Origin of the sequence: Pseudomonas sp. ICMP 460 (assembly GCF_002723595.1) — a bacterium.
In the GTDB taxonomy this organism is placed as follows: Bacteria; Pseudomonadota; Gammaproteobacteria; order Pseudomonadales; family Pseudomonadaceae; genus Aquipseudomonas; species Aquipseudomonas kitaguniensis.
Window position 1 is genome coordinate 288,420 of sequence record NZ_LKBR01000001.1, and the last position, 20,107, is coordinate 308,526.

22 protein-coding genes are annotated in these 20,107 nt (G+C 60.2%); 9 read left to right on the forward strand and 13 right to left on the reverse strand.

Annotated elements, in window-relative coordinates:
- Positions 1-40: 40 nt before the first annotated feature.
- On the reverse strand, positions 41-823 hold the full coding sequence (locus tag AO240_RS01335) for a sulfite exporter TauE/SafE family protein (protein ID WP_099234868.1): 783 nt from the start codon (positions 821-823) through the stop codon (positions 41-43).
- Positions 824-943: 120 nt separating this feature from the next.
- Here AO240_RS01335 and AO240_RS01340 point away from each other — a divergent pair, with 120 nt between their 5' ends.
- Positions 944-1,690 carry an NRDE family protein gene (locus AO240_RS01340; protein WP_099234869.1) on the forward strand — a complete coding sequence of 249 codons (747 nt, stop codon included), beginning with the start codon at positions 944-946 and terminating at the stop codon, positions 1,688-1,690.
- 119 nt (positions 1,691-1,809) lie between these two features.
- Here AO240_RS01340 and ptsP read toward each other — a convergent pair whose 3' ends face one another.
- Positions 1,810-4,089 (reverse strand): phosphoenolpyruvate--protein phosphotransferase, encoded by a 2,280-nt coding sequence (gene ptsP / locus AO240_RS01345; RefSeq protein WP_058413698.1) that lies wholly within the window; start codon positions 4,087-4,089, stop codon positions 1,810-1,812.
- 22 nt (positions 4,090-4,111) lie between these two features.
- A complete protein-coding gene (locus tag AO240_RS01350; protein WP_053128161.1) occupies positions 4,112-4,591 on the reverse strand; it encodes an RNA pyrophosphohydrolase in 480 nt (159 codons plus the stop codon).
- Between the two features lie 143 nt (positions 4,592-4,734).
- Here AO240_RS01350 and AO240_RS01355 point away from each other — a divergent pair, with 143 nt between their 5' ends.
- Positions 4,735-5,391, forward strand: coding sequence for an HAD family phosphatase (locus AO240_RS01355; RefSeq protein WP_099234870.1), 657 nt, complete (start codon positions 4,735-4,737; stop codon positions 5,389-5,391).
- Between the two features lie 133 nt (positions 5,392-5,524).
- On the opposite strand, the gene AO240_RS01360 is transcribed toward AO240_RS01355, so the two are convergent.
- Together AO240_RS01360 and ilvA are read right to left on the reverse strand one after the other, a co-directional pair.
- Positions 5,525-5,938, reverse strand: a complete 414-nt coding sequence (locus tag AO240_RS01360; protein ID WP_099234871.1) for a DUF2269 family protein — start codon at positions 5,936-5,938, stop codon at positions 5,525-5,527.
- A gap of 50 nt (positions 5,939-5,988) precedes the next feature.
- The gene (ilvA, locus tag AO240_RS01365) at positions 5,989-7,503 is read right to left on the reverse strand and encodes a threonine ammonia-lyase, biosynthetic (RefSeq protein ID WP_099234872.1); all 1,515 of its coding nucleotides are present in this window, start codon (positions 7,501-7,503) and stop codon (positions 5,989-5,991) included.
- 136 nt (positions 7,504-7,639) lie between these two features.
- Here ilvA and rpiA point away from each other — a divergent pair, with 136 nt between their 5' ends.
- Entirely contained in the window at positions 7,640-8,311 is a 672-nt protein-coding gene (gene rpiA, locus AO240_RS01370; protein ID WP_058413703.1) for a ribose-5-phosphate isomerase RpiA, read from the forward strand.
- Positions 8,312-8,347: 36 nt separating this feature from the next.
- Here rpiA and AO240_RS01375 read toward each other — a convergent pair whose 3' ends face one another.
- From AO240_RS01375 to AO240_RS01395, 4 genes are all read right to left on the reverse strand, one after another.
- Positions 8,348-9,253 carry an SdiA-regulated domain-containing protein gene (locus tag AO240_RS01375; protein WP_099234873.1) on the reverse strand — a complete coding sequence of 302 codons (906 nt, stop codon included), beginning with the start codon at positions 9,251-9,253 and terminating at the stop codon, positions 8,348-8,350.
- Positions 9,254-9,372: 119 nt separating this feature from the next.
- Complete coding sequence (locus tag AO240_RS01380) at positions 9,373-10,296, reverse strand: SdiA-regulated domain-containing protein (protein ID WP_099234874.1); 924 nt, start codon at positions 10,294-10,296, stop codon at positions 9,373-9,375.
- A gap of 276 nt (positions 10,297-10,572) precedes the next feature.
- A complete protein-coding gene (locus tag AO240_RS01390) occupies positions 10,573-11,238 on the reverse strand; it encodes a fumarylacetoacetate hydrolase family protein (RefSeq protein WP_058413706.1) in 666 nt (221 codons plus the stop codon).
- Positions 11,239-11,261: 23 nt separating this feature from the next.
- The gene (locus AO240_RS01395; protein ID WP_099234876.1) at positions 11,262-12,656 is read right to left on the reverse strand and encodes an FAD-binding oxidoreductase; all 1,395 of its coding nucleotides are present in this window, start codon (positions 12,654-12,656) and stop codon (positions 11,262-11,264) included.
- A 204-nt stretch (positions 12,657-12,860) separates the two neighbouring features.
- On the opposite strand from AO240_RS01395, the gene serA reads away from it, so the two are divergent.
- Positions 12,861-14,090, forward strand: a complete 1,230-nt coding sequence (gene serA, locus AO240_RS01405; protein ID WP_058413708.1) for a phosphoglycerate dehydrogenase — start codon at positions 12,861-12,863, stop codon at positions 14,088-14,090.
- Between the two features lie 161 nt (positions 14,091-14,251).
- On the opposite strand, the gene AO240_RS01410 is transcribed toward serA, so the two are convergent.
- Positions 14,252-14,692, reverse strand: a complete 441-nt coding sequence (locus AO240_RS01410; protein ID WP_058413709.1) for a DUF4399 domain-containing protein — start codon at positions 14,690-14,692, stop codon at positions 14,252-14,254.
- Between the two features lie 133 nt (positions 14,693-14,825).
- On the opposite strand from AO240_RS01410, the gene AO240_RS01415 reads away from it, so the two are divergent.
- Positions 14,826-15,329: a transporter substrate-binding domain-containing protein gene (locus AO240_RS01415; RefSeq protein WP_099234877.1), complete on the forward strand. Its 504-nt coding sequence runs from the start codon at positions 14,826-14,828 to the stop codon at positions 15,327-15,329.
- A gap of 181 nt (positions 15,330-15,510) precedes the next feature.
- Here AO240_RS01415 and AO240_RS01420 read toward each other — a convergent pair whose 3' ends face one another.
- On the reverse strand, positions 15,511-15,993 hold the full coding sequence (locus AO240_RS01420) for a DUF523 domain-containing protein (RefSeq protein ID WP_099234878.1): 483 nt from the start codon (positions 15,991-15,993) through the stop codon (positions 15,511-15,513).
- Between the two features lie 2 nt (positions 15,994-15,995).
- Positions 15,996-16,628 carry a 2OG-Fe(II) oxygenase gene (locus AO240_RS01425; RefSeq protein WP_058413712.1) on the reverse strand — a complete coding sequence of 211 codons (633 nt, stop codon included), beginning with the start codon at positions 16,626-16,628 and terminating at the stop codon, positions 15,996-15,998.
- Between the two features lie 131 nt (positions 16,629-16,759).
- Here AO240_RS01425 and AO240_RS01430 point away from each other — a divergent pair, with 131 nt between their 5' ends.
- Positions 16,760-17,512, forward strand: coding sequence for a DUF2059 domain-containing protein (locus AO240_RS01430; protein ID WP_099234879.1), 753 nt, complete (start codon positions 16,760-16,762; stop codon positions 17,510-17,512).
- A 92-nt stretch (positions 17,513-17,604) separates the two neighbouring features.
- On the opposite strand, the gene AO240_RS01435 is transcribed toward AO240_RS01430, so the two are convergent.
- On the reverse strand, positions 17,605-18,546 hold the full coding sequence (locus tag AO240_RS01435) for an alpha/beta hydrolase (protein WP_099234880.1): 942 nt from the start codon (positions 18,544-18,546) through the stop codon (positions 17,605-17,607).
- Between the two features lie 111 nt (positions 18,547-18,657).
- Here AO240_RS01435 and AO240_RS01440 point away from each other — a divergent pair, with 111 nt between their 5' ends.
- The 3 genes from AO240_RS01440 to AO240_RS01450 all read left to right on the forward strand — a co-directional run bounded on the left by AO240_RS01440 (position 18,658) and on the right by AO240_RS01450 (position 20,107).
- Positions 18,658-19,242, forward strand: a complete 585-nt coding sequence (locus AO240_RS01440; protein ID WP_099234881.1) for a DUF6436 domain-containing protein — start codon at positions 18,658-18,660, stop codon at positions 19,240-19,242.
- 98 nt (positions 19,243-19,340) lie between these two features.
- A complete protein-coding gene (locus tag AO240_RS01445; RefSeq protein ID WP_099234882.1) occupies positions 19,341-19,697 on the forward strand; it encodes an EamA family transporter in 357 nt (118 codons plus the stop codon).
- The gene (locus AO240_RS01450) at positions 19,697-20,107 is read left to right on the forward strand and encodes a multidrug efflux SMR transporter (protein WP_099234883.1); all 411 of its coding nucleotides are present in this window, start codon (positions 19,697-19,699) and stop codon (positions 20,105-20,107) included. The genes AO240_RS01445 and AO240_RS01450 overlap by 1 nt, the downstream gene beginning before the upstream one ends.

Sequence of the window (20,107 nt, forward strand, 5' to 3'; positions counted from 1 at the left end):
ATGGCGCGCCGGACCATGCCGGTGCGCGATTAAGCCTTCGTTACAGCAAGAAATTCAAACCGACGCAAAACAGTAAAGCGGCGAACAACCGCTTCAATAAACGCGGCGACAAGCGGTGCGCCAGGCGCGCGCCAAAACGCGCAAACAGCATGCTGGTCAGGGCAATGCCCAACAGCGCCGGCAAATACACGAACCCTAGACTATGAGCGGGCAACAGCGGGTCATGCCAGCCCAGAATCATGAAACTTAATGCACTCGCCAAGGCAATCGGCAGACCGCACGCCGATGAAGTCGCCACCGCCTGCTGCATCGGCACACTGCGCCAGGTTAAAAACGGCACGGTCAGCGAGCCGCCGCCTATCCCGAAAATCGCCGAGGCCCAGCCGATCAGCGTGCCTGCCAGCGTCAGGCCGAGCTTGCCCGGCACCGTTCGGCTGGCCTTGGGCTTGGCCTCAAGCGCCAGTTGCACGGCGACCACCAGGGCGAACACACCGATAATCTTCTGCAAATTCGGGCCGGAAATCGCCTCGGCGGTCAGCGCGCCAAAACCTGCGCCGATCAGGATGCCCACGGTCATCCACGCAAAGATCGGCCAGCGCACCGCGCCACGCCGGTGATGCTCACGCACGGCATTCACCGAGGTAAAAATAATCGACGCCAGCGACGTGCCAACGGCCAGATGCGTCAGCACCTGCGGGTCGAAGCCCTGCACGGTAAAACTGAACACCAGCACCGGCACGATGATAATCCCGCCGCCCACGCCAAACAGCCCGGCGAGTACGCCTGCACACGCACCTAGCAGCAAATACAGGAGAAATTCCATGGAGGCCCCTAAACCAAGACCGGCATGTTAACGGATGGAAGGCATGCGGCCCAACTGGATACGATGGAACGCCTGCGCCGGTGTGGGTAGAGTGAGCGAAAACACAAAAGGGATCGCCTGATGTGCCTGATAGTTTTCGCCTGGCGGCCGGGCCATGCCCAGCCGCTGATCGTTGCGGCCAACCGTGATGAATTCTACGCCCGCCCTAGCCTGCCGCTGGCCCAGTGGCCGGATATGCCCGAGGTTTACGCGGGTCGGGACCAGGAAGCGGGCGGTACTTGGCTGGGGGTAAACGCCGCGGGGCGTTTTGCTGCGCTGACGAATATTCGCGACCCGCACCAGCCGCCGGCACGCAAGTCTCGCGGCGAGCTGGTGGCGCGTTTTCTCAGTGGTTCGCAACCGATAGGCGAGTATTTAGCCGACGTTAACGGCCGTTCGATTGAATATGCCGGGTTTAACCTGCTGGTGGGCACGCCGGATGAGCTGTGGCATTACAACGCCAACCAGCCCGAGCCTGTGCGCCTGGAGCCCGGGGTTTATGGGTTGTCCAATGCCGGGCTGGATACGCCGTGGCCAAAGTTGCTAAAGGCCAAGGCGGCGTTGAGTGAACTGCTGGAAAACCCACAGCCGCAGGCCTTGCTGGCACTGCTGAGCGACCCGCAGACCGCGCCATTTGCAGAGCTGCCGGACACCGGCGTGGGGTTGGCGACCGAGAGTCTGTTATCCAGCGTGTTTATCGCCAGCCCCAGTTATGGGACGCGGGCGAGCACGGCGTTGATTGTGAATGCCGATGGCACGCGGCAAATGCTCGAACGCAGTTTTGGCCCGCACGGCGGGCGGCTGGGTGAAGTAGCACTCAACCTCTAGTGGTAGTGGGCACACCACAAAACTATGTGGGAGGGGCTTGCTCCCGATAGCAGAATGTCAGCCAACAAATGTCTGACTGCCACACCGCTATCGGGAGCAAGCCCCCTCCCACATAGGCTCTAGAGGCTTTTTGCGGAGACCGGGTTGATCATCCGCGTGAGCCCGAGGTTCTTCAGCGCCAGTTGCAGTGAGCTGTGGATAACTTGCGGGTTGTCGATAGTCATCAATTGGGCGAGCAAATCCTTGGCCATGCTCAGCTCAACCTGACGCAGCATCCACTTCACTTTCGGCAAGTTGGTGGCGTTCATCGACAGGCTGTCAAAACCCATCGCCATCAACAGCACTGCCGCCGCGGGGTCGCCGGCCATTTCACCGCAGATACTCACCGGTTTGCCTTCGGCATGCGCGTCGCGCACCACGTGTTGCAGGGCTTGCAGCACGGCCGGGTGCAGGTAGTCGTAGAGGTCGGCTACCCGTGGGTTGTTGCGGTCCACCGCCAGCAGGTACTGGGTCAAGTCGTTGGAGCCGACCGACAGAAAGTCCACTTGCCGCGCCAACTCTTTGGCCTGATACACCGCCGCCGGAATTTCGATCATCACGCCAATCGGCGGCATCGGTACGTCGGCGCCTTCGTCGCGCACTTCGCCCCACGCGCGGTGAATCAGGTGCAAGGCTTCTTCCAGCTCATGCGTGCCGGAGATCATCGGCAGCAGAATGCGCAGGTTGTTCAGGCCTTCGCTGGCCTTGAGCATGGCGCGGGTCTGCACCAGGAAGATTTCAGGGTGGTCGAGCGTCACGCGAATGCCGCGCCAGCCAAGGAAGGGGTTGTCTTCCTTGATCGGGAAATACGACAGTGACTTGTCGCCGCCGATGTCGAGGCTGCGCATGGTCACCGGCAACGGGTGGAAGGCCGACAGTTGCTCGCGATAAATCGCCAACTGCTCCTTCTCACTCGGAAAGCGCTGATTGATCATGAACGGCACTTCGGTGCGGTACAGCCCAACCCCTTCGGCGCCACGTTGCTGCGCGCGGGCGACGTCGGCGAGCAGGCCGGTGTTCACCAGCAACGGCACGCGATGGCCATCGAGGGTCACGCACGGCAGTTCGCGCAACGAGTCGAGGCCCAGCGCCAGTTGTTTCTCTTCTTCGACCACCTCGGCGTATTGCTTGCGCAGCAACTCGCTGGGGTTGGTGAAGACTTCGCCACGGTGGCCATCGACGATCATGTCAATGCCGTCGACCTTGGAATACGGCAGGTCGACCAAACCCATCACCGTCGGGATGCCCATGGCGCGCGCCAGGATCGCGACGTGGGAGTTGCCCGAACCGAGTACCGAAACCAGGCCCACCAGTTTGCCTTCCGGCACTTCGCCGAGCATGGTGGCGGTCAGTTCTTCACTGATCAGAATGGTGTTGTCGGGGTAGACCAGGTTGGTGGTGCGGTCTTCCTGCAGATAGGCCAGCAGACGGCGACCGAGGTCACGCACGTCCGAGGCGCGCTCGCGCAGGTAGGCGTCGTCCATCATTTCGAAACGGTTAACGTGATCAGTCACCACTTGGCGCAACGCGCCCTGGGCCCACTGGCCGGTTTTGATCACGGTTTTGACTTCGTTACCCAGCGACGCGTCGTCAAGCATCATCTGGTACACGTCGAACAGCGCGCGCTCTTCCGGGCGCAGTTGCGTGGCCAGCTTGGTCGACAGGTTGCGCATGTCGGCGCGCACGCCTTCAAGGGCGGTCTTGAACAGTTTGATTTCAGCGTCGATGTCGTCGACGCTTTTGTCCGGCACCACGTCCAGGTCAGCCGGTGGCAGCATCACCACGGCTTTACCGACCGCAGCACCTGGCGAGCCCGGCACACCGACGAACTTGGCTTCCTGAATGCCCTTGCCCTGACGCCCAAGGCCGCGAATCGAGCCGGTCGCTTCGGCGTGGGCAATAACCCCGGCGAGCTGCGCGCTCATGGTCACGAGGAAGGCTTCTTCACCTTCATCGAACTGGCGACGCTCTTTTTGCTGGATGACCAACACGCCGACAACGCGGCGGTGGTGAATGATCGGCGCGCCGAGGAACGAGGCGTAGCGCTCTTCGCCGGTTTCGGCAAAGTAGCGGTAACGCGGGTGATCGGCCGCGTGCTCAAGGTTCAGGGGTTCTTCACGCGTCCCCACCAAGCCCACCAGACCTTCATTGGGCGCCATGCTGACCTTGCCGATGGAGCGCTTGTTGAGGCCTTCGGTGGCCATCAGCACAAAACGGTTGGTCTCGGGGTCCAGCAGGTAAACCGAGCAGACCTGGCTGCCCATGGCTTCCTTGACGCGCAATACAATAATCCCCAACGCCGCCTTGAGATCCTTGGCGGAGTTAACTTCCTGGACGATCTTGCGCAGCGTATTGAGCATGGCTCGGGGTCGAACTCCGTCGTCAGTCGCGCGATAAAAGGCGCGGGGCAAGCTCTTTGAGCGCGCGACGATACACTTCGCGCTTGAATGTCACCACCTGGCCCAACGGGTACCAATAGCTGACCCAACGCCAGCCATCGAACTCCGGTTTACCGGTCAAATCCATCCGCACCCGCTGCTCGTTCGAGATCAGGCGCAGGAGAAACCATTTTTGCTTCTGGCCGATGCACAGCGGTTGGCTGTGGGTACGCACCAGACGTTGCGGCAAACGATAGCGCAACCAGCCGCGCGTGCAGGCCAAAATTTGCACATCTTCGCGCTCAAGGCCGACTTCTTCGTTCAACTCACGGTACAAGGCGTCTTCAGGGGTTTCGTCGGGGTTGATTCCGCCTTGAGGAAACTGCCAGGCATCTTGGTTGATTCGGCGAGCCCATAGCACCTGTCCGGCATCATTCGTAAGAATAATCCCGACATTAGGACGGAAACCATCGGGGTCGATCACGGCAACAACCTCGCAAACGCATGTTGTCGCATTGTTCCACAAAGGTTCATCAAGCGGCAACGAGGCTTCTTACCTTATGTGCACTCTTGTGAAAAGACCGTATTCTGGACGCCTTTTTACAGACTTTTCAGCGAGTAACTGCAATGCGCCTGGCTTTATTCGACTTGGACAACACCCTTCTGGGCGGTGACAGCGATCACGCTTGGGGCGATTACCTGTGTGAACGCGGGATTCTCGACCCGGTGGCCTATAAGGCTCGCAACGACGCCTTTTACCAGGATTACCTGGCTGGCAGGCTGGATAACGCCGCCTATTTGAACTTCAGCCTGGAGATTCTCGGGCGTACCGACATGGCCCAGCTTGACGAATGGCACCGCGACTTCATGCGCGACTGTATTGAACCGCTGATGCTGCCGCTGGCCGCCGAACTGCTGGCCAAGCACCGCGCGGCGGGCGATAAGCTGGTGATCATCACGGCCACCAACCGTTTCGTCACCGCACCGATTGCCGCGCGGCTGGGTGTTGAAACCCTGATCGCCACCGAATGCGAGATGGAAAACGGCCGCTACACCGGGCGCAGCACCGATGTGCCGTGCTTTCGCGAAGGCAAGGTGACGCGTTTGAATCGCTGGCTGGAAGAGACCGGGTACAGTTTGCAAGATAGCTACTTCTATAGCGACTCAATGAATGATTTGCCGCTATTGGAGCAAGTGACCCACCCGGTGGCCGTGGACCCGGACCCGAATTTGCGTGCCGAAGCCGAGAAGCGTGGCTGGCCGGTGATTACGCTGCGAAGCTGATGGCCCCATCGGGAGCAAGCCCCCTCCCACATTTGCAATGCAACCCAATCTGGAGAGGGATTGCTGTCACAGTGGGCTGCAATCCAATGTGGGAGGGGGCTTGCTCCCGATGCAGGCGACACGGTGCTAAGCCTTAAACCGGCTTGGCGCCCATCAACCCGGCAATCGCCACGAACCCCAACAGGCTGACCACCGCCAGCACCAGGGTGAAATTCAGGCTGCCGCCCTCGCCTTTGCGCAAGCGATTAAGCCGCGCCACCAGCCACAACCAGGCCACCGCCGCCACGCTGTAGAGGATGCTGGAGCCGAGTATCCAGGTTTGCCCCAGCGGCCAGCCGATCAAGTGCGCCAGCCACCAGCCGGTAAACGGCATGCTCAGCATGCACACCGCCATCAGCAACCACACAAACACCCACGGGCGTTGCACGGTAATCGCCGGGCCGACGCTGCGCTTGCGCCACGCCAGCAGCGCCAGGCCGAAGCCGCTTAGCAGCAGCAACACGGTGGCGGCGATGTGGATAACCTTGAGGGTGGTCAGCGTTTCCATGGGTCTCGATTCCTTACAGGCCGCATAGGCCGCTCAGTCAGCGTAGTCGCTTAACCGAGGAACAACTGGTAGGCCGGGTTTTCGCTCTCATCCCAATACGGGTAGCCGATTTGCGCCAACGCGGCTGGCACCAGATGGCGCTCGTCTGCCGGTACTTGCAAACCTGCGACCACACGCCCGTCGGCGGCGCCGTGGTTGCGATAGTGGAACATAGAGATGTTCCAGCGCCCGCCTAATTTGTTAAGAAAGTTGAACAACGCGCCCGGACGCTCCGGGAACTCGAAACGAAACACCAGCTCATCGCTGACTTTAGCCGCGTGCCCGCCGACCATGTGGCGGATGTGCAACTTGGCCAGCTCGTTTTCGGTCAAGTCCAGCACCGGGAAACCCTGACCGGTGAGGCTGGCGATCAAGGCGCTGCGCGGGTCGTTTTCCGGGTGGGTTTGCACGCCGACGAAGATGTGCGCTTCGCGGCCGGTGTGGTAACGGTAGTTGAATTCGGTGATCTGGCGTTTACCCACGGCTTCGCAGAACGCCTTGAAACTGCCCGGCTGCTCAGGGATGGTCACGGCAATAATGGCCTCGCGGCCTTCACCCAGCTCGGCGCGCTCGGCCACGTGGCGCAGGCGGTCGAAGTTGACGTTGGCGCCGGAGTCGATCGCCACCAGGCTTTGCCCGGTGACGCCGCGGGTCTCCACGTATTTTTTGATGCCCGCCACCCCCAGCGCGCCAGAAGGCTCGGTGATCGAGCGGGTGTCGTCGTAGATGTCTTTGATCGCCGCACAGATTTCATCGGTACTGACGGTGATCACTTCGTCCACATAGTCTTTGCAGATTTCGAAGGTGTAATGGCCGATCTGCGCCACCGCCACGCCATCGGCAAACAGCCCCACCGTCGGCAATACCACGCGCTCGCCCGCCGCCATCGCCGCTTGCAGGCAGTTGGAGTCGTCGGGCTCGACGCCGATGACCTTGATCTCCGGGCGCAGGTATTTCACGTACGCCGCGATACCGGCGATCAGCCCGCCGCCGCCCACCGGTACGAAAATCGCGTCCAGCGGCCCTGGGTGCTGGCGCAGAATCTCCATCGCCACGGTGCCCTGCCCGGCAATGGTGTGCGGATCATCGTAAGGGTGAATGTAGACGTAGCCTTTTTCGTCGACCAGTTTCAGCGAGTAGGCCAGGGCTTCGGGGAAGGAGTCACCGTGCAGCACCACTTTGCCGCCGCGCGAACGCACACCTTCGACCTTGATTTCGGGGGTGGTCTTGGGCATCACAATAGTCGCCTTGACCCCCAGCACCTTGGCCGCCAGGGCCAGGCCTTGGGCATGATTGCCCGCAGACGCCGTGACCACGCCACGCGCGCGCTCTTGCGCGCTCAGTTGGGTGAGCTTGTTGTAGGCGCCGCGAATCTTGAACGAGAACACCGGCTGCAAATCTTCGCGCTTGAGCCAGACCTTGTTGCCGAGGCGTTCGGAGAGCTGGCGGGCGGTCTGCAGCGGGGTTTCTACGGCAACGTCGTAAACGCGCGAGGTGAGGATCTTTTTGACGTACTGTTCAAGCATCGGAAAGCATCACTGGGCGGGTGGGCAGGGCCAAGGAGTCTAACCCAGCGTTTGGCCGGGCGACCACACGAATACCGAGGTTTTGTTGGGGTATACTCGCCGCCCTCGATAACTCCCCGCCCGTTTCGGAGCCCGCATGACCCAGGATCAACTCAAACAGGCAGTGGCCCAGGCCGCCGTCGATTTAATCCTTCCCAAGCTTGACGACAAGAGCGTCGTCGGTGTCGGCACCGGCTCCACTGCCAACTGCTTTATCGATGCGCTGGCCCAGCACAAAGGCGCGTTCGACGGCGCCGTGGCCAGCTCCGAAGCGACTGCCGCGCGCCTCAAGGGCCATGGTATTCCGGTGTACGAGCTGAACACCGTGAGCGACCTGGAGTTTTACGTCGACGGCGCCGATGAAAGCGACGCACACCTGAACCTGATCAAAGGCGGCGGCGCAGCCCTGACCCGCGAGAAAATTGTCGCGGCAGTGGCTAAAACCTTCATCTGCATCGCCGACGCGAGCAAGCTGGTGCCGGTACTCGGCGCGTTCCCGCTGCCGGTAGAAGTTATTCCGATGGCCCGCAGCCATGTCGCCCGCGAGCTGGTGAAGCTGGGCGGCGACCCGGTGTACCGCGAAGGCGTGTTGACCGACAACGGCAACATCATCATTGATGTGTTCAACCTGCAGATCACCAACCCGGTGCAGCTTGAGACGCAGATCAACGCCATAGTCGGCGTGGTCACCAACGGCCTGTTCGCCGCGCGCCCGGCTGATGTGCTGTTGCTGGGCACCCCCGAAGGCGTGAAAACCCTCAAGGCCTGAGTCATCTGCTCGTTCCCACGCAGAGCGTGGGAACGATCACTTTTTAAACACGTAAAACAGGTTCGGCTCGCTGACCAGGTACAAGCTGCCCTCTTCGTCCATGGCGATGCCTTCGGCCTGCGGCACACGTTTTTTCAGGCCATGGCGCCCGCTGAGTAGCGAAAGGCTGCTTAGCGGGCGACCGTCGATGTCCAGTTCCAGCACCAAAAAAGACTCATCGGACAGCGCCAGCAAGTGGCCGCTGCGCTCGTCGTATTGCAGGCTCGACAGGTCGCGCACAAACAACCCGGCATCGCGCTTGGGGTTGTTGATCACGTGCACCGAGTAGGTTTTTTCCGGTTTGAAATGCGGAAACCCGTGCACCTCGTAGATCAGCATCGGGTCGCGTTCCTTGGCCACAAACAGACGCTTGCCCACTGAGTCGTAGGCCAGGCCTTCGAAGCCCTTGTTGCCACCGATGTGTACACCCAAGGTCATCTGCTCCGCGTCGGCAGCGTCGAGAAATTGCGTGTCGTCATTCACGTGCACCTTGATCAGCCGCTGCTGGCTCTCATCAGTGATCACGTAAATGTTGTCACTGATGAACTCTACCGCCTCGGCATCGCCGAAGCCCACCAGCGGAATGCGCCGCAAAATCGTGCCCTGCAGCGACAGCTCGATCAGTTCGGCATTTTTATTGGTGACGGTAAACAGGCTTTTGCGCACCGGGTCGTAGGTCAGGGCCGAGACGTCGTCGTCGAGGCCTTCGATCACCCTGGCTTCCAGGGTGACGCGATAATCAGCCAAGCCAAGAGAGCGCTGATCAGCAGGTTGGTGCCATGCCTGCCAGTTAAACCACCCGCGCTCGAATAAACGCAATTGTTGCGCAACCACCCCAGAGGCCACCAGGGCGAGCGATAACACGATGAAAAACGCAGGTTTGGGACGGGCAAGTCGACGCATCAGGCAAGCTCAATGTCAAAAGTGGCGAATGAATATCACGCCGGTCTGAATTTAAACTTAAACGCTGCCTGATGTCTGGCAAATGCCGCTCTTGGCGATGTATGCGACGTAATCGCGGGTTATTTTTGCTTCTCGAAACGGTAGAACAGGTTCGGCTCGCTGACCATGTACAGCGTGCCGTCCTCATCCATGGTCACGCCTTCTGCGCGGGGGATGGTGTTTTTGAGGCCGTTGAAGCCACCGAGCACGGTCATGAAACTGACTTGCTGGCCTTTTGCATCCAGCTCCAGCAGCAGATGCGAGTCGGCCGACAGCACCAGCAAGTGCCCGGTGCGCGGGTCGACGGCAAGGGCCGAGAGGTTGCGCATGTCCAGCTCGGTGTTGGCGACTTTTTGCTTGTCGCCGGTCAGCGTGCTGCCATCACTTTTCCAGGTAAACAGCGCCGGTGGGCGCTCTTCGCCGAGCACAATCTGCTGGTTGCGCTTGTCCCACGCAACGCCTTCAAAGGCTTTGTTCTGGTCCTTGGACGGGCCGAGGTCGTAGCTCTTGAAGTCAGCGATATTCAGTTGTTGGGTGCTGGCGTCGACCTTCACCACGGTCAGCGTGTGCATGCGCTCATCGACGATGGCCATCAGGCCGTTCTCCATCACCGCCAGGCCTTCGGCGTTGTTCCAGCCGATGAGTGGCATCTTGCGCAGCACATCACCTTGCAGGCTCAACTCAACCAGGAAAGGGTTTTTGCCCATCACCGAAAACAGCGTTTTGGTCTGCGGGTTGTAGGACACGTCCGAAGCTTCGTCCTTCTCCATGCCCGGCAGCAATTTGCCATCGATCACCGCGTGGTAGTCCGGCAACCACACGCTGGCTTGCCGTTCGGCCGGCGTTTCAAAACGCTCGGCCACCCACAGCACACCGCGGTCATCCCAATGCATGGCCCAGGCAATGCCGTACACGATCACCCCGGCCAAAAGCAGCCAGGAATACCAGCGCAGGGCAAAACGTGAGCGGGACTTGGGTGTAACCGAAGGCAGGGACACGGCCATTGAGCGCTTTTCCAGAAAGTCAGCTGTAGGTGATAGCACAGGATCAACGAGCCCGCGTGCTGAAAGCCGGGATTATCCGGATGAGGTGTGAAAAAAATGCAAACTCAGACTTTTTGATCGTTCCCACGCTCTGCGTGGTAACGCCGCCGTGGACGCTCTGCGTGCGGCTGCAGGCAAAAGATGACGCGGAGCGTCACAGGGTGCATTCCCACGCAGAGCGTGGGAACGATCAGCAGAGCGTGGGAATGATCAGCGCGATCAGGTTTTGCCTGATGTTTAGCGAACCACGCTTTCGAAGCGGCTGCCGCCTGCCAGTTCAAGCACCAGTTCATCACCCACGTTCAATGGCCCAACGCCAGCCGGGGTGCCGGTGAGGATCACGTCACCGGCTTGCAGCGAGAAGCAGCTGGCCATGTGCTGGATCATCGGGATGATCGGGTTGAGCATCTGCGAGCTATTGCCGTCCTGGCGCACTTCACCATTGATGGTCAGGCGAATGCCAATATCGGTCACGTCGGCGATGCTGCTGCTGACCACGAACGGCGCGATGACCGCCGCGCCATCAAAGGATTTGGCGATTTCCCACGGCAAGCCCTTGGCTTTAAGCTCGGCCTGCTTGTCGCGCAGGGTCAAGTCCAATGCCGGGGCGAAGCCGGAAATGGCATCCAGCACTTCTTCACGGCTCGGCTTGGTCGACAACGACTTGCCGATCAACACCGCGATTTCCGCTTCGTAGTGCACCGAGCCGCGCTCGGTCGGGATAGCAAAACCACCCTCCAATGCCACCACGCAGCTGCCCGGCTTGATGAACAGCAACGGCTCGGTCGGTACCGGGTTGTCGAGTTCCTTGGCATGTTCGGCGTAGTTGCGGCCGATACACACCACTTTGCCCAGCGGAAAATGGATGTTGGTGCCGTCGACGTACTTGTGCTGGTAGCTCATGAAACGACTCCTTCAGGGGGTGGTTAAACAGCGAAGATCTTGCCGGGGTTCATGATCCCGTTAGGGTCGAACACCGCTTTTACTGCCTTCATGTATTCAATTTCAACCGGCGAACGGCTGTAGCTCAGGTAATCGCGTTTGGTCATGCCCACGCCGTGTTCCGCGGAGATCGAGCCGTTGTACTTCTCGACGGTTTCGAACACCCACTTGTTGACGGTGGCGCACTTGGCGAAAAACTCGTCTTTGCTCAGGTTTTCAGGCTTGAGGATGTTCAAGTGCAGGTTGCCGTCGCCGATGTGGCCGAACCAGACGATTTCGAAGTCCGGGTAGTGTTCACCGACAATCGCGTCAATTTCCTTCAAGAACGCCGGCACTTTGGAAACAGTCACCGAAATGTCGTTTTTGTACGGCGTCCAGTGGGAAATGGTCTCGGAAATATACTCGCGCAGTTTCCACAGGTTATGCAGCTGGGTTTCGCTCTGGCTCATCACGCCGTCCAGCACCCAACCTTGCTCCACGCAGTGTTCGAAGGTTTCCAGGGCGTGGTTGGCGACTTCTTCGGTGGTGGCTTCAAATTCCAGCAGCGCGTAGAACGGGCAGTCGGTTTCGAACGGCGCGGGCACATCGCCACGCCCCATGACTTTGGCCAGCGCCTTGTCGGAGAAGAACTCAAAAGCGGTCAGGTCGAGCTTGCTTTGGAACGCGTGCAGCACCGGCATGATCGAGTCGAAGTCGGTCGTGCCGAGCACCATCGCAGTGAGGTTCTTGGGCGCACGGTCGAGGCGCATGGTGGCTTCTACCACAAAACCCAGCGTGCCTTCGGCGCCGATAAACAACTGGCGCATGTCGTAGCCGGTGGCGTTCTTGATCAGGTCGCGGTTCAGTTCCAGCACATCACCTTTGCCGGTGACCACTTTCATGCCCGCCACCCAATTGCGCGTCATGCCGTAGCGAATAACCTTGATACCGCCAGCATTGGTGCCGATATTGCCGCCAATCTGGCTAGAACCGGATGAAGCAAAGTCTACCGGGTAATACAGGCCTTTTTCTTCGGCGACGTTCTGCAACTGCTTGGTCACCACGCCCGGCTGGCAGCGGGCAGTGCGGTCGGTGAGGTTCACCTCAAGAATCTGGTTCATGTAGTCAAACGACACCACCACTTCGCCATTGGCCGCCACGGCCGCCGCCGACAGGCCGGTGCGACCGCCGGATGGCACCAGCGCCACCTTGCGTTCATTGGCCCAACGGACAATGGCTTGCACCTGCTCGATGGTCTTGGGGAACACGATGGCGGTGGGCGCCGGTGCGAAGTGCTTGGTCCAATCCTTGCCGTAAGCCTCCAGGGAGTCTGCATCGGTCAGTACTTTACCGGGCTCAACCAGGGCCTTTAGCTCATCAATCAGGGCAGGATGGGTCATCGACAGAACTCTCGAACAATTCATGGTCATCCTGAGAACGCTTCACGTCGCAGGAATAGGTGTTTAGCGGGGCGCGTATGCTAGCATACCGCCCCCGCAGGACAGAGCCCAAGGGCGTTTCTGCGGTGACGGCTTTCCTGCCGTCCGGGTCAGCTTAAGGACCCGATTCCCTGCCATTTTTCCCCGGGACACAGGTTTACGCAGATGAGCAAGACTTCTCTCGATAAGAGCAAGATCAAGTTCCTTCTTCTGGAAGGCGTCCACCCATCGGCCGTCGAAGTCCTGAAGGCCTCCGGGTACACCAGCATTGAGTACATCACCAGCTCTCTGCCGGAAGCCCAGTTAAAGGAAAAGATCGCCGACGCGCACTTCATCGGCATTCGCTCGCGCACTCAGTTGACCGAAGAGGTTTTCGACCACGCCAAGAAGCTCGTGGCAGTCGGCTGTTTCTGCATCGGCACCAACCAGGTTGACCTCAACGCAGCGCGCGAGCGCGGCATCGCGGTGTTCAACGCACCGTACTCCAACACGCGTTCCGTGGCGGAGCTGGTGCTGGCCGAGGCCATCCTGCTGCTGCGCGGCATCCCTGAGAAGAACGCTTCCTGCCACCGTGGCGGCTGGATCAAAAGCGCGGCCAACTCCTTCGAAATCCGCGGCAAAAAGCTCGGTATCGTCGGTTACGGCTCGATCGGCACGCAGCTTTCGGTGCTGGCTGAAGGCCTGGGCATGCAGGTGTTTTTCTACGACACCCTGACCAAGCTGCCACTGGGTAACGCTACCCAAGTGTCGAGCCTGAACGAGCTGCTGGGCATGTCCGACATCGTGACCCTGCACGTTCCGGAAACCGCTGAAACCCAGTGGATGATCGGCGAGAAGGAAATTCGCGCGATCAAAAAGGGCGGCATCCTGATCAACGCTGCACGCGGCACCGTGGTTGAGCTGGACGCCTTGGCCGACGCGATCAAGGACAAGCACCTGATCGGCGCCGCTATCGACGTGTTCCCGGTAGAGCCGCGCTCTAACGACGACATCTTCGAAAGCCCGCTGCGTGGCCTCGACAACGTGATCCTGACCCCGCACATCGGCGGTTCCACCGCTGAAGCCCAAGCCAACATCGGCCTGGAAGTGTCGGAAAAACTCGTCAAGTACAGCGACAACGGTACGTCGGTGTCGTCGGTCAACTTCCCGGAAGTGGCCCTGCCGGCTCACCCTGGCAAGCACCGTTTGCTGCACATCCACCAGAACATTCCGGGTGTGATGATGGAGATCAACAAGGTCTTCGCGGAAAACGGCATCAACATCTCCGGTCAGTTCCTGCAGACCAACGAGAAGGTTGGCTACGTGGTGATCGACGTCGACGCCGAGTACTCGGACCTGGCGCAAGAGAAGCTGCAGCACATCAACGGCACCATTCGTAGCCGCGTGCTTTTTTAAGAGCAGCTACAAGCGGTTTAAGAGCAGCTACAAGCTTCAAGCTTCAAGCTTCAAGCGGCAAGTTGAACGCTGCGGGGAACGTTGAAGGCTTTTACTTGCAGCTTGAGGCTTGAAGCTTTCAGCTAAAAAAAACGGGAACCCCGCAAGGGGCTCCCGTTTTTTTATTTGACGTTAACGGTGATGACTTTGGAGGCGACGGTCGGGTTGAACTGCATGTGCAGTTTGTCACCGGCCACCAGTTGCAAGGTGTGCTTGCCCGGCGTGAGGGTCAGTTCGGTTTCGGTCTGGGCCTTGCCGTAATGGATCACGGTGTCGGTGGCCGGGATCGGCATGCTCGCGTCAGGCAGTTCTTTCTGGTCGATCAGCAAATGGTGGTGGCCGGTGCCCGCAGCCTGCTCGGTGGCCGGGGCCAGTTTCAGGCCTTCCATGCCGAATTTGACGGTGAAGGTTTTATCAACGGTGGCGCCGTCTTTGGGCGACACGATAAATACCTTGGCGCCTTCGGGCGGTGCGCTGCGCGGGATGCCGTCAGCGGCAGTAGCCAACATCGAGGCGCCCAGCAGCAGGCTTGCAAGGGTTGCACGGGACAATAGAGCTTTCATTCGCTTCTCCAGTTTTTGCAGGAATTGCGTTGGGTCATAACAACTTCGTGACAAATTGCGGTCCAAGGCACTGACACCCTAGCCAAGCGATGCTGAACGGTGCCTCGCACGTACGAATTTTTTAGGAGTGACCATGCGCTTTTTGCCTGGCCTGTTACTTTTGCTTCCTCTTCTGAGCCCCTTGGCTCACGCCGAACTGATTGATGATGTGTTTGATCGCGGTGAACTGCGCATCGCCCTGGAAGCCAACACGCCGCCGTTCAACTTCAAGGACGGCAACAAGCTGACCGGTTTTGAAGTGGAACTCGGTGAGCAGTTGGCAAAAGAGATGGACGTTCGCCCCTCGTTCATCACCACCGACGACGCCGACATGCTGCCGGGCGTTGAAACCGGCAAATACGACGTGGCCATCAACCATATCGCTATGACTGCCGAGCTGCAGGATCGGTTCGATTTCAGTCAGCCCTATCGCGAAAATCCGACGCTGGCGATTCCATTCCAGAAAGGTAACCCGGCGTTCAAAAACAGTGTGGACAAGGCCTTGCAGCACATCAAGGCCGATGGCCGCTTGAAGGCGTTGACGCACAAGTGGTTTGACGCGGCGCCTCCAGATCAACATCAAAAGCAGACAACCTGAAAGCTCGCAAGCCAACGGCGATCAACTGTGGGAGTGGGCTTGGTCGCGATGGCATCCACTCGGTTTACCTGATGGTCCGAGGTGCCCGCATCGCGAGCAAGCCCGCGCCCACAGAAGCGATGCAACCGCTCAGATCGGCTTTGCGGCTCTATCAAAGATGGAGCGGGGCTGCCTGCCACATTTACAGCTGCGTCAGAGCGGCTGCCGCCTCGGGCAACTCCAGCTCGCTGAATACCTGAACGCCATGGCGCATGAGCAGCGCCGCGGTGACGCCTTCGCCGCGCACTTTTACGCCGGTGAAGGTGCCGTCATAGGTCAGCAGGTTGCCGCATGATGGGCTGTTGGCCTTAAGCACGGCGATGCGGATGTTGTGGCGCTGCACCAGCGCCAGCGCTTGGCGCGCACCCTCAAGGAAGGCGGCGCTGAAATCTTCGCCATCAGCGGTCAGCACCTGCGCGCGACCTTCCCACACATCGATGCCCTGCCCGCCGGGGATTTCGGCGGAAGGCCTGGGCGTCGGCAAACCGCCCGACACTTCCGGGCAGATCGCGACCACGCGGCCTTCGGCCTGCCATGCCGCCAACTGATCGAACGGGCCACTGGCCCCACCGTCGTAGCGTACCTTGTGCCCTAGCAGGCAGCGGCTGATCAGAATCTTTTGCATACTTAAAACGGCTCATTACCGCGTCGGCGAAACCAGCCGGTCAGCGACAAGCGTTCGCGCGTAGCGGGCAGGACTTCGTGGGGCACCTCCCCGGACAAAAACACCACCAGACAACCGCCGGCGGGCAGCACATCGTATTCGACGCCATCCTTGAGGTACATACGCAATTGGCCACCGTGGTCGGGCAGCCACGCCTCATTCAAGTAAACCACCGCCGAGACCATGCGCCGGTCGTCGTCGCGAAAACGGTCCACGTGCTTGAGGTAAAACGCGCCCGGCGGGTACATCGCGAAGTGGCTTTCGAAATCTTCCAGGCCCAGGAACAAACCGCGATTCATCGCCTGGCGCAGGCTGTCCATCAACCCCATGTAGGTTTCGCAGACGGCGGCGTCGCCCTCCTCCAGCCACTGGATGTGGTCACCGCGTATCCCCTCGCGAATCTCCTGAGTTGGCCCGCGCCCGACCGCTGCCGGCGCTAACTCACCTTCGGCCGCACGTTTACGGCACTCAGCCGCCAGTTCCAGGGTCAGAGCCTGGGGCAGGAAACCGTTCTGCTGCGACCAGCCTTTTTCGGCCAAGTCGTCGACAATGCGTTGCAGCAAGGGGTGATCGAGGGGTATTTGCATGGCGCGCATAGTATCCATACGCCTGTGAATCCGACAGAGCCGCCGAGCGTCTGAATACACTTTAGTCAGGTGACCGATAGGATTTCTCGACAAATCCTACGCCCGACACGGACAATAGTGGCCGACTGACAGGAGTCCATATGCGTCGTTTGTTTTTTACCGTGCTGATGTGCTGCGTTTTGCCCGCTTGGGCAGACGGTTATGACCCGTTATACAAGGTCGCCGGCTGGGCCGAACAACGTGCGCATTTCACCGACGCCCTGAGTGCCGCCCAGCAGCGCTATCGCCAGAGCCTGCCGCCAGCGGTGTACCAGGCGCTGGTCGACAACAGCAACAAACGTTTTGCTGCGCAAGCCATGGACCAGCGCGCCGAAGCGCAATTGCGCAAGAACCTGGCGGATCCGGGGCCCGCCCTGGCGTTTTTTCAATCGCCGCTGGGTCGCAAAATCGTCGCCGCCGAATTGCTCGCCACGCGCCGTGATCAACTGGCAAAAAACGCCCAGGGTTTGCCGCACATTGAAGCCGACGCCACGCGCAGTTTGATCATCGGTCACCTGGCGCAAGCGCTGCCTGCGCGCGAAGCGGGCGCCGAGGTCAGCCTGGCAATCGCCGGCGTAGCCGCCGACAGCTTGAGCCAGATGATTCCCGGCCTGTTGGGCGGCGGTCAGGCTCAAGGCATGTTGAATGGCCAGCGTGAGCGCCTGATGCAGCAGATCGGCAATGACCTGAACAACACCTTGCTGTACGTCTATCGGGATTTGTCCGACCCGGAGCTGGAAGAATTCGCCACGTTCGCCGAGTCGCCGGAAGGCCGTGAGTATTACAAGGCGGCACTCGCCGCGATTCGCGCAGGTTTGGCTGTCGGTCAAAGCACGTCCAGCCTGACGCAGTAATCCGTGTGGGAGCGGGGTTGCTCGCGATGGCAGCAACTCGGGGTACCTGATGGTCCGAGGTGCCTGCATCGCGAGCAAGCCCGCTCCCACAGTTACTTCAGGTGGTCCGATAAATATCGGAAGTACGCCTCACGAATCTCGGGAATCTCATTCGCCAAGTGATGCCTGCCACGTGGCAGCATCAACACCTCAGGCTGATCGAACTTGCTGCGCAACACCTGCAGGTTGTGTTGCCAGTCCACCGTCATGTCTTCCTCGCCCTGCACAATCACCGGCCGCCGTGGGCTGCGCGGTGCGGCTTCGATGCGTTTGATCCAGCGCGCCAGGGCACCCACCCAGGCGGTGGGCAGTTGGCGTGGCTGCAACGGGTCGGCTTCAAGGAAGGGTTTGAATTGCGGGTCGTTGGTGTTCTCGCTGAACCGCCGGGCGATGCCTTTGACGAACGGCCGCAGCAGGTAGTAGCTGACCTGCGACCACCCCCACGCACGCGGCCGCACCAAGGGTGACAACAGAAAAGTCTTGCCCTGCGCCGGGCTGTCGGCGCCGTGATTGAGTAAATGGTCGACCACCACCGCGCCGCCGGTGCTTTGCCCGAACAAGTGCCAGGGTTGCGGCAATTGCAGCGCCTGAGCCTCGGCAAACAGCGCCTGCACCACGTCCTGATACACCGAAAAATCATCAATGCTGGCGCGCGCGCCACTCGACAACCCATGGCCCGGCAGGTCGCAGGCAATCACGACAAAGTGCTGGTCCAGCGCCCAGTCGACCACGCTGCGGTACAAGCCCATGTGGTCGTAGAACCCGTGAAACATGAACAGCGTCGCCACCGGCAGCGGCGGCCACCAGACTTGCGCCACCACGTCGAAGCCATCCACCTCAAAGCGCCCCAGCCGGCTCACCGCAGGCACTGCGCGCGCAGGCAGGTCCAAGCCATAAAAACGCTGATACACCCGCGCCTCTACAGAAAGCGGTTGCGCCTCCACAAGGGGCTGCAAACTTTCGCGCAGATGATCGGGGTCAAAGGTAACGGGCATAAAAGCTTCCAGACTTGAGGCGCAAAGCACGGTGAAGATGAATATCGAGCTGCGATATTCATCTGTCAGGGCAAGCATGGCAAGCTACGCGACCTTCGAGGATTGATCTGAATGCGACAGCCCTACCGTTCCGCCTTGTTTGCCGGCCTGCTTCTGGTTATCTGCACCGGCGTGCTGTGGGCGGCCTACGACTGGTTTCAGGGCCGCTACCTGCGCGCATTCAGCGAACACACCGCCGTATTCGCAGGCGACGCCCTGCGCCTGCCCGCCGACCTCGCAGGCCCAGGCCCGATCCGCCTGGTGCACTTTTGGGACCCAAGCTGCCCGTGCAACGTCGGCAACCAACAGCATTTGGGCGAGTTGATCGAGCACTACGCGCCCCAAGGCGTCGAGTTTTATGCCCTGCAAAAAGCCGGCGGCCACGGCCAGTTGCCCGACAACCTGCGCAAGATGAAACCCCTCAGCGCCGTGCCCGGCGCCGAGCAGATGCCGGCCACACCAGCCGTGGGCATTTGGGACCGCACCGGCAAGCTCGCGTATTTCGGGCCGTACAGTGAAGGGCTGACCTGCAACTCAAGCAACAGCTTTATCGAGCCCATCCTGAAAGCCCTGGCAGCTGGGCGCGAAGTCGACGCAACGCATACCCTGGCGGTCGGTTGTTATTGCGACTGGAACTCGGCCACGGCCGCTCCCTGACAGGTAACCTGAACATAGGCTGTTGCGCCTGCGAACTTCGAAAAACGCAACGCCAGGCTGCGGTATGTTAGGTGCTCCGAGACCACCGCATAGACCCGATGAGCCAATTAACCTTCATCCTCTGGATACTCAACGTCATCGTTGATACGTCCGGCCAACTCGCCTTCAAGGCCGCCGCCACCAACAGCGCCGAGTTCTCCGGCATGGCCCACTGGCGCCACATGCTAGTGCGCGCGTGGTTCTGGATCGGCATTGGCCTCTACGTGTTCGAGTTCGTGTTGTGGCTGGCGTTTCTGTCACTGGTGCCGTTGTCAGTGGCCGTGATGCTGGGGTCGTTCAATATCGTGGTGATCATGATTGCCGGCCGCCTGTGGTTCAAGGAAAGCCTGACCAAATGGCGGTTGATCGGCATCTTGCTGATCGCCTTGGGCACCGTCGTCGTGGGGTTCGAATAATGAAACGCTTTTATATCCTCGGCTTTTTATCACTGATTTTTTTCGACACCCTGGCGCAGGTCAGCTTCAAATACGCCTCGATGCATGCCGAGCCTTTGACGATGGATGTGGCGTGGCTGGTCCGCGTGTTCGGCCACCCGTGGATCTACGGCGCGTTTGTCGGCTACATCGGCGCCTTTTTCACCTGGATGACGCTGATGAAGCACGCGCCCATCGGCCCGGCGTTTGCCGCCTCCTACCTGGAGCTGATCAGCGTGACGCTGGTGTCTGTCTGGCTGTTCAACGACACCCTTACCCTGCCTAAAGTCATCGGCGGCCTGCTGATCGTGGCAGGTATTCTTTGCCTGGCGCGCCAGGAAACCCCGCAGGACAAGACGGCCGAGACGGCGCTGGAAACCTCGGCGTCGTAA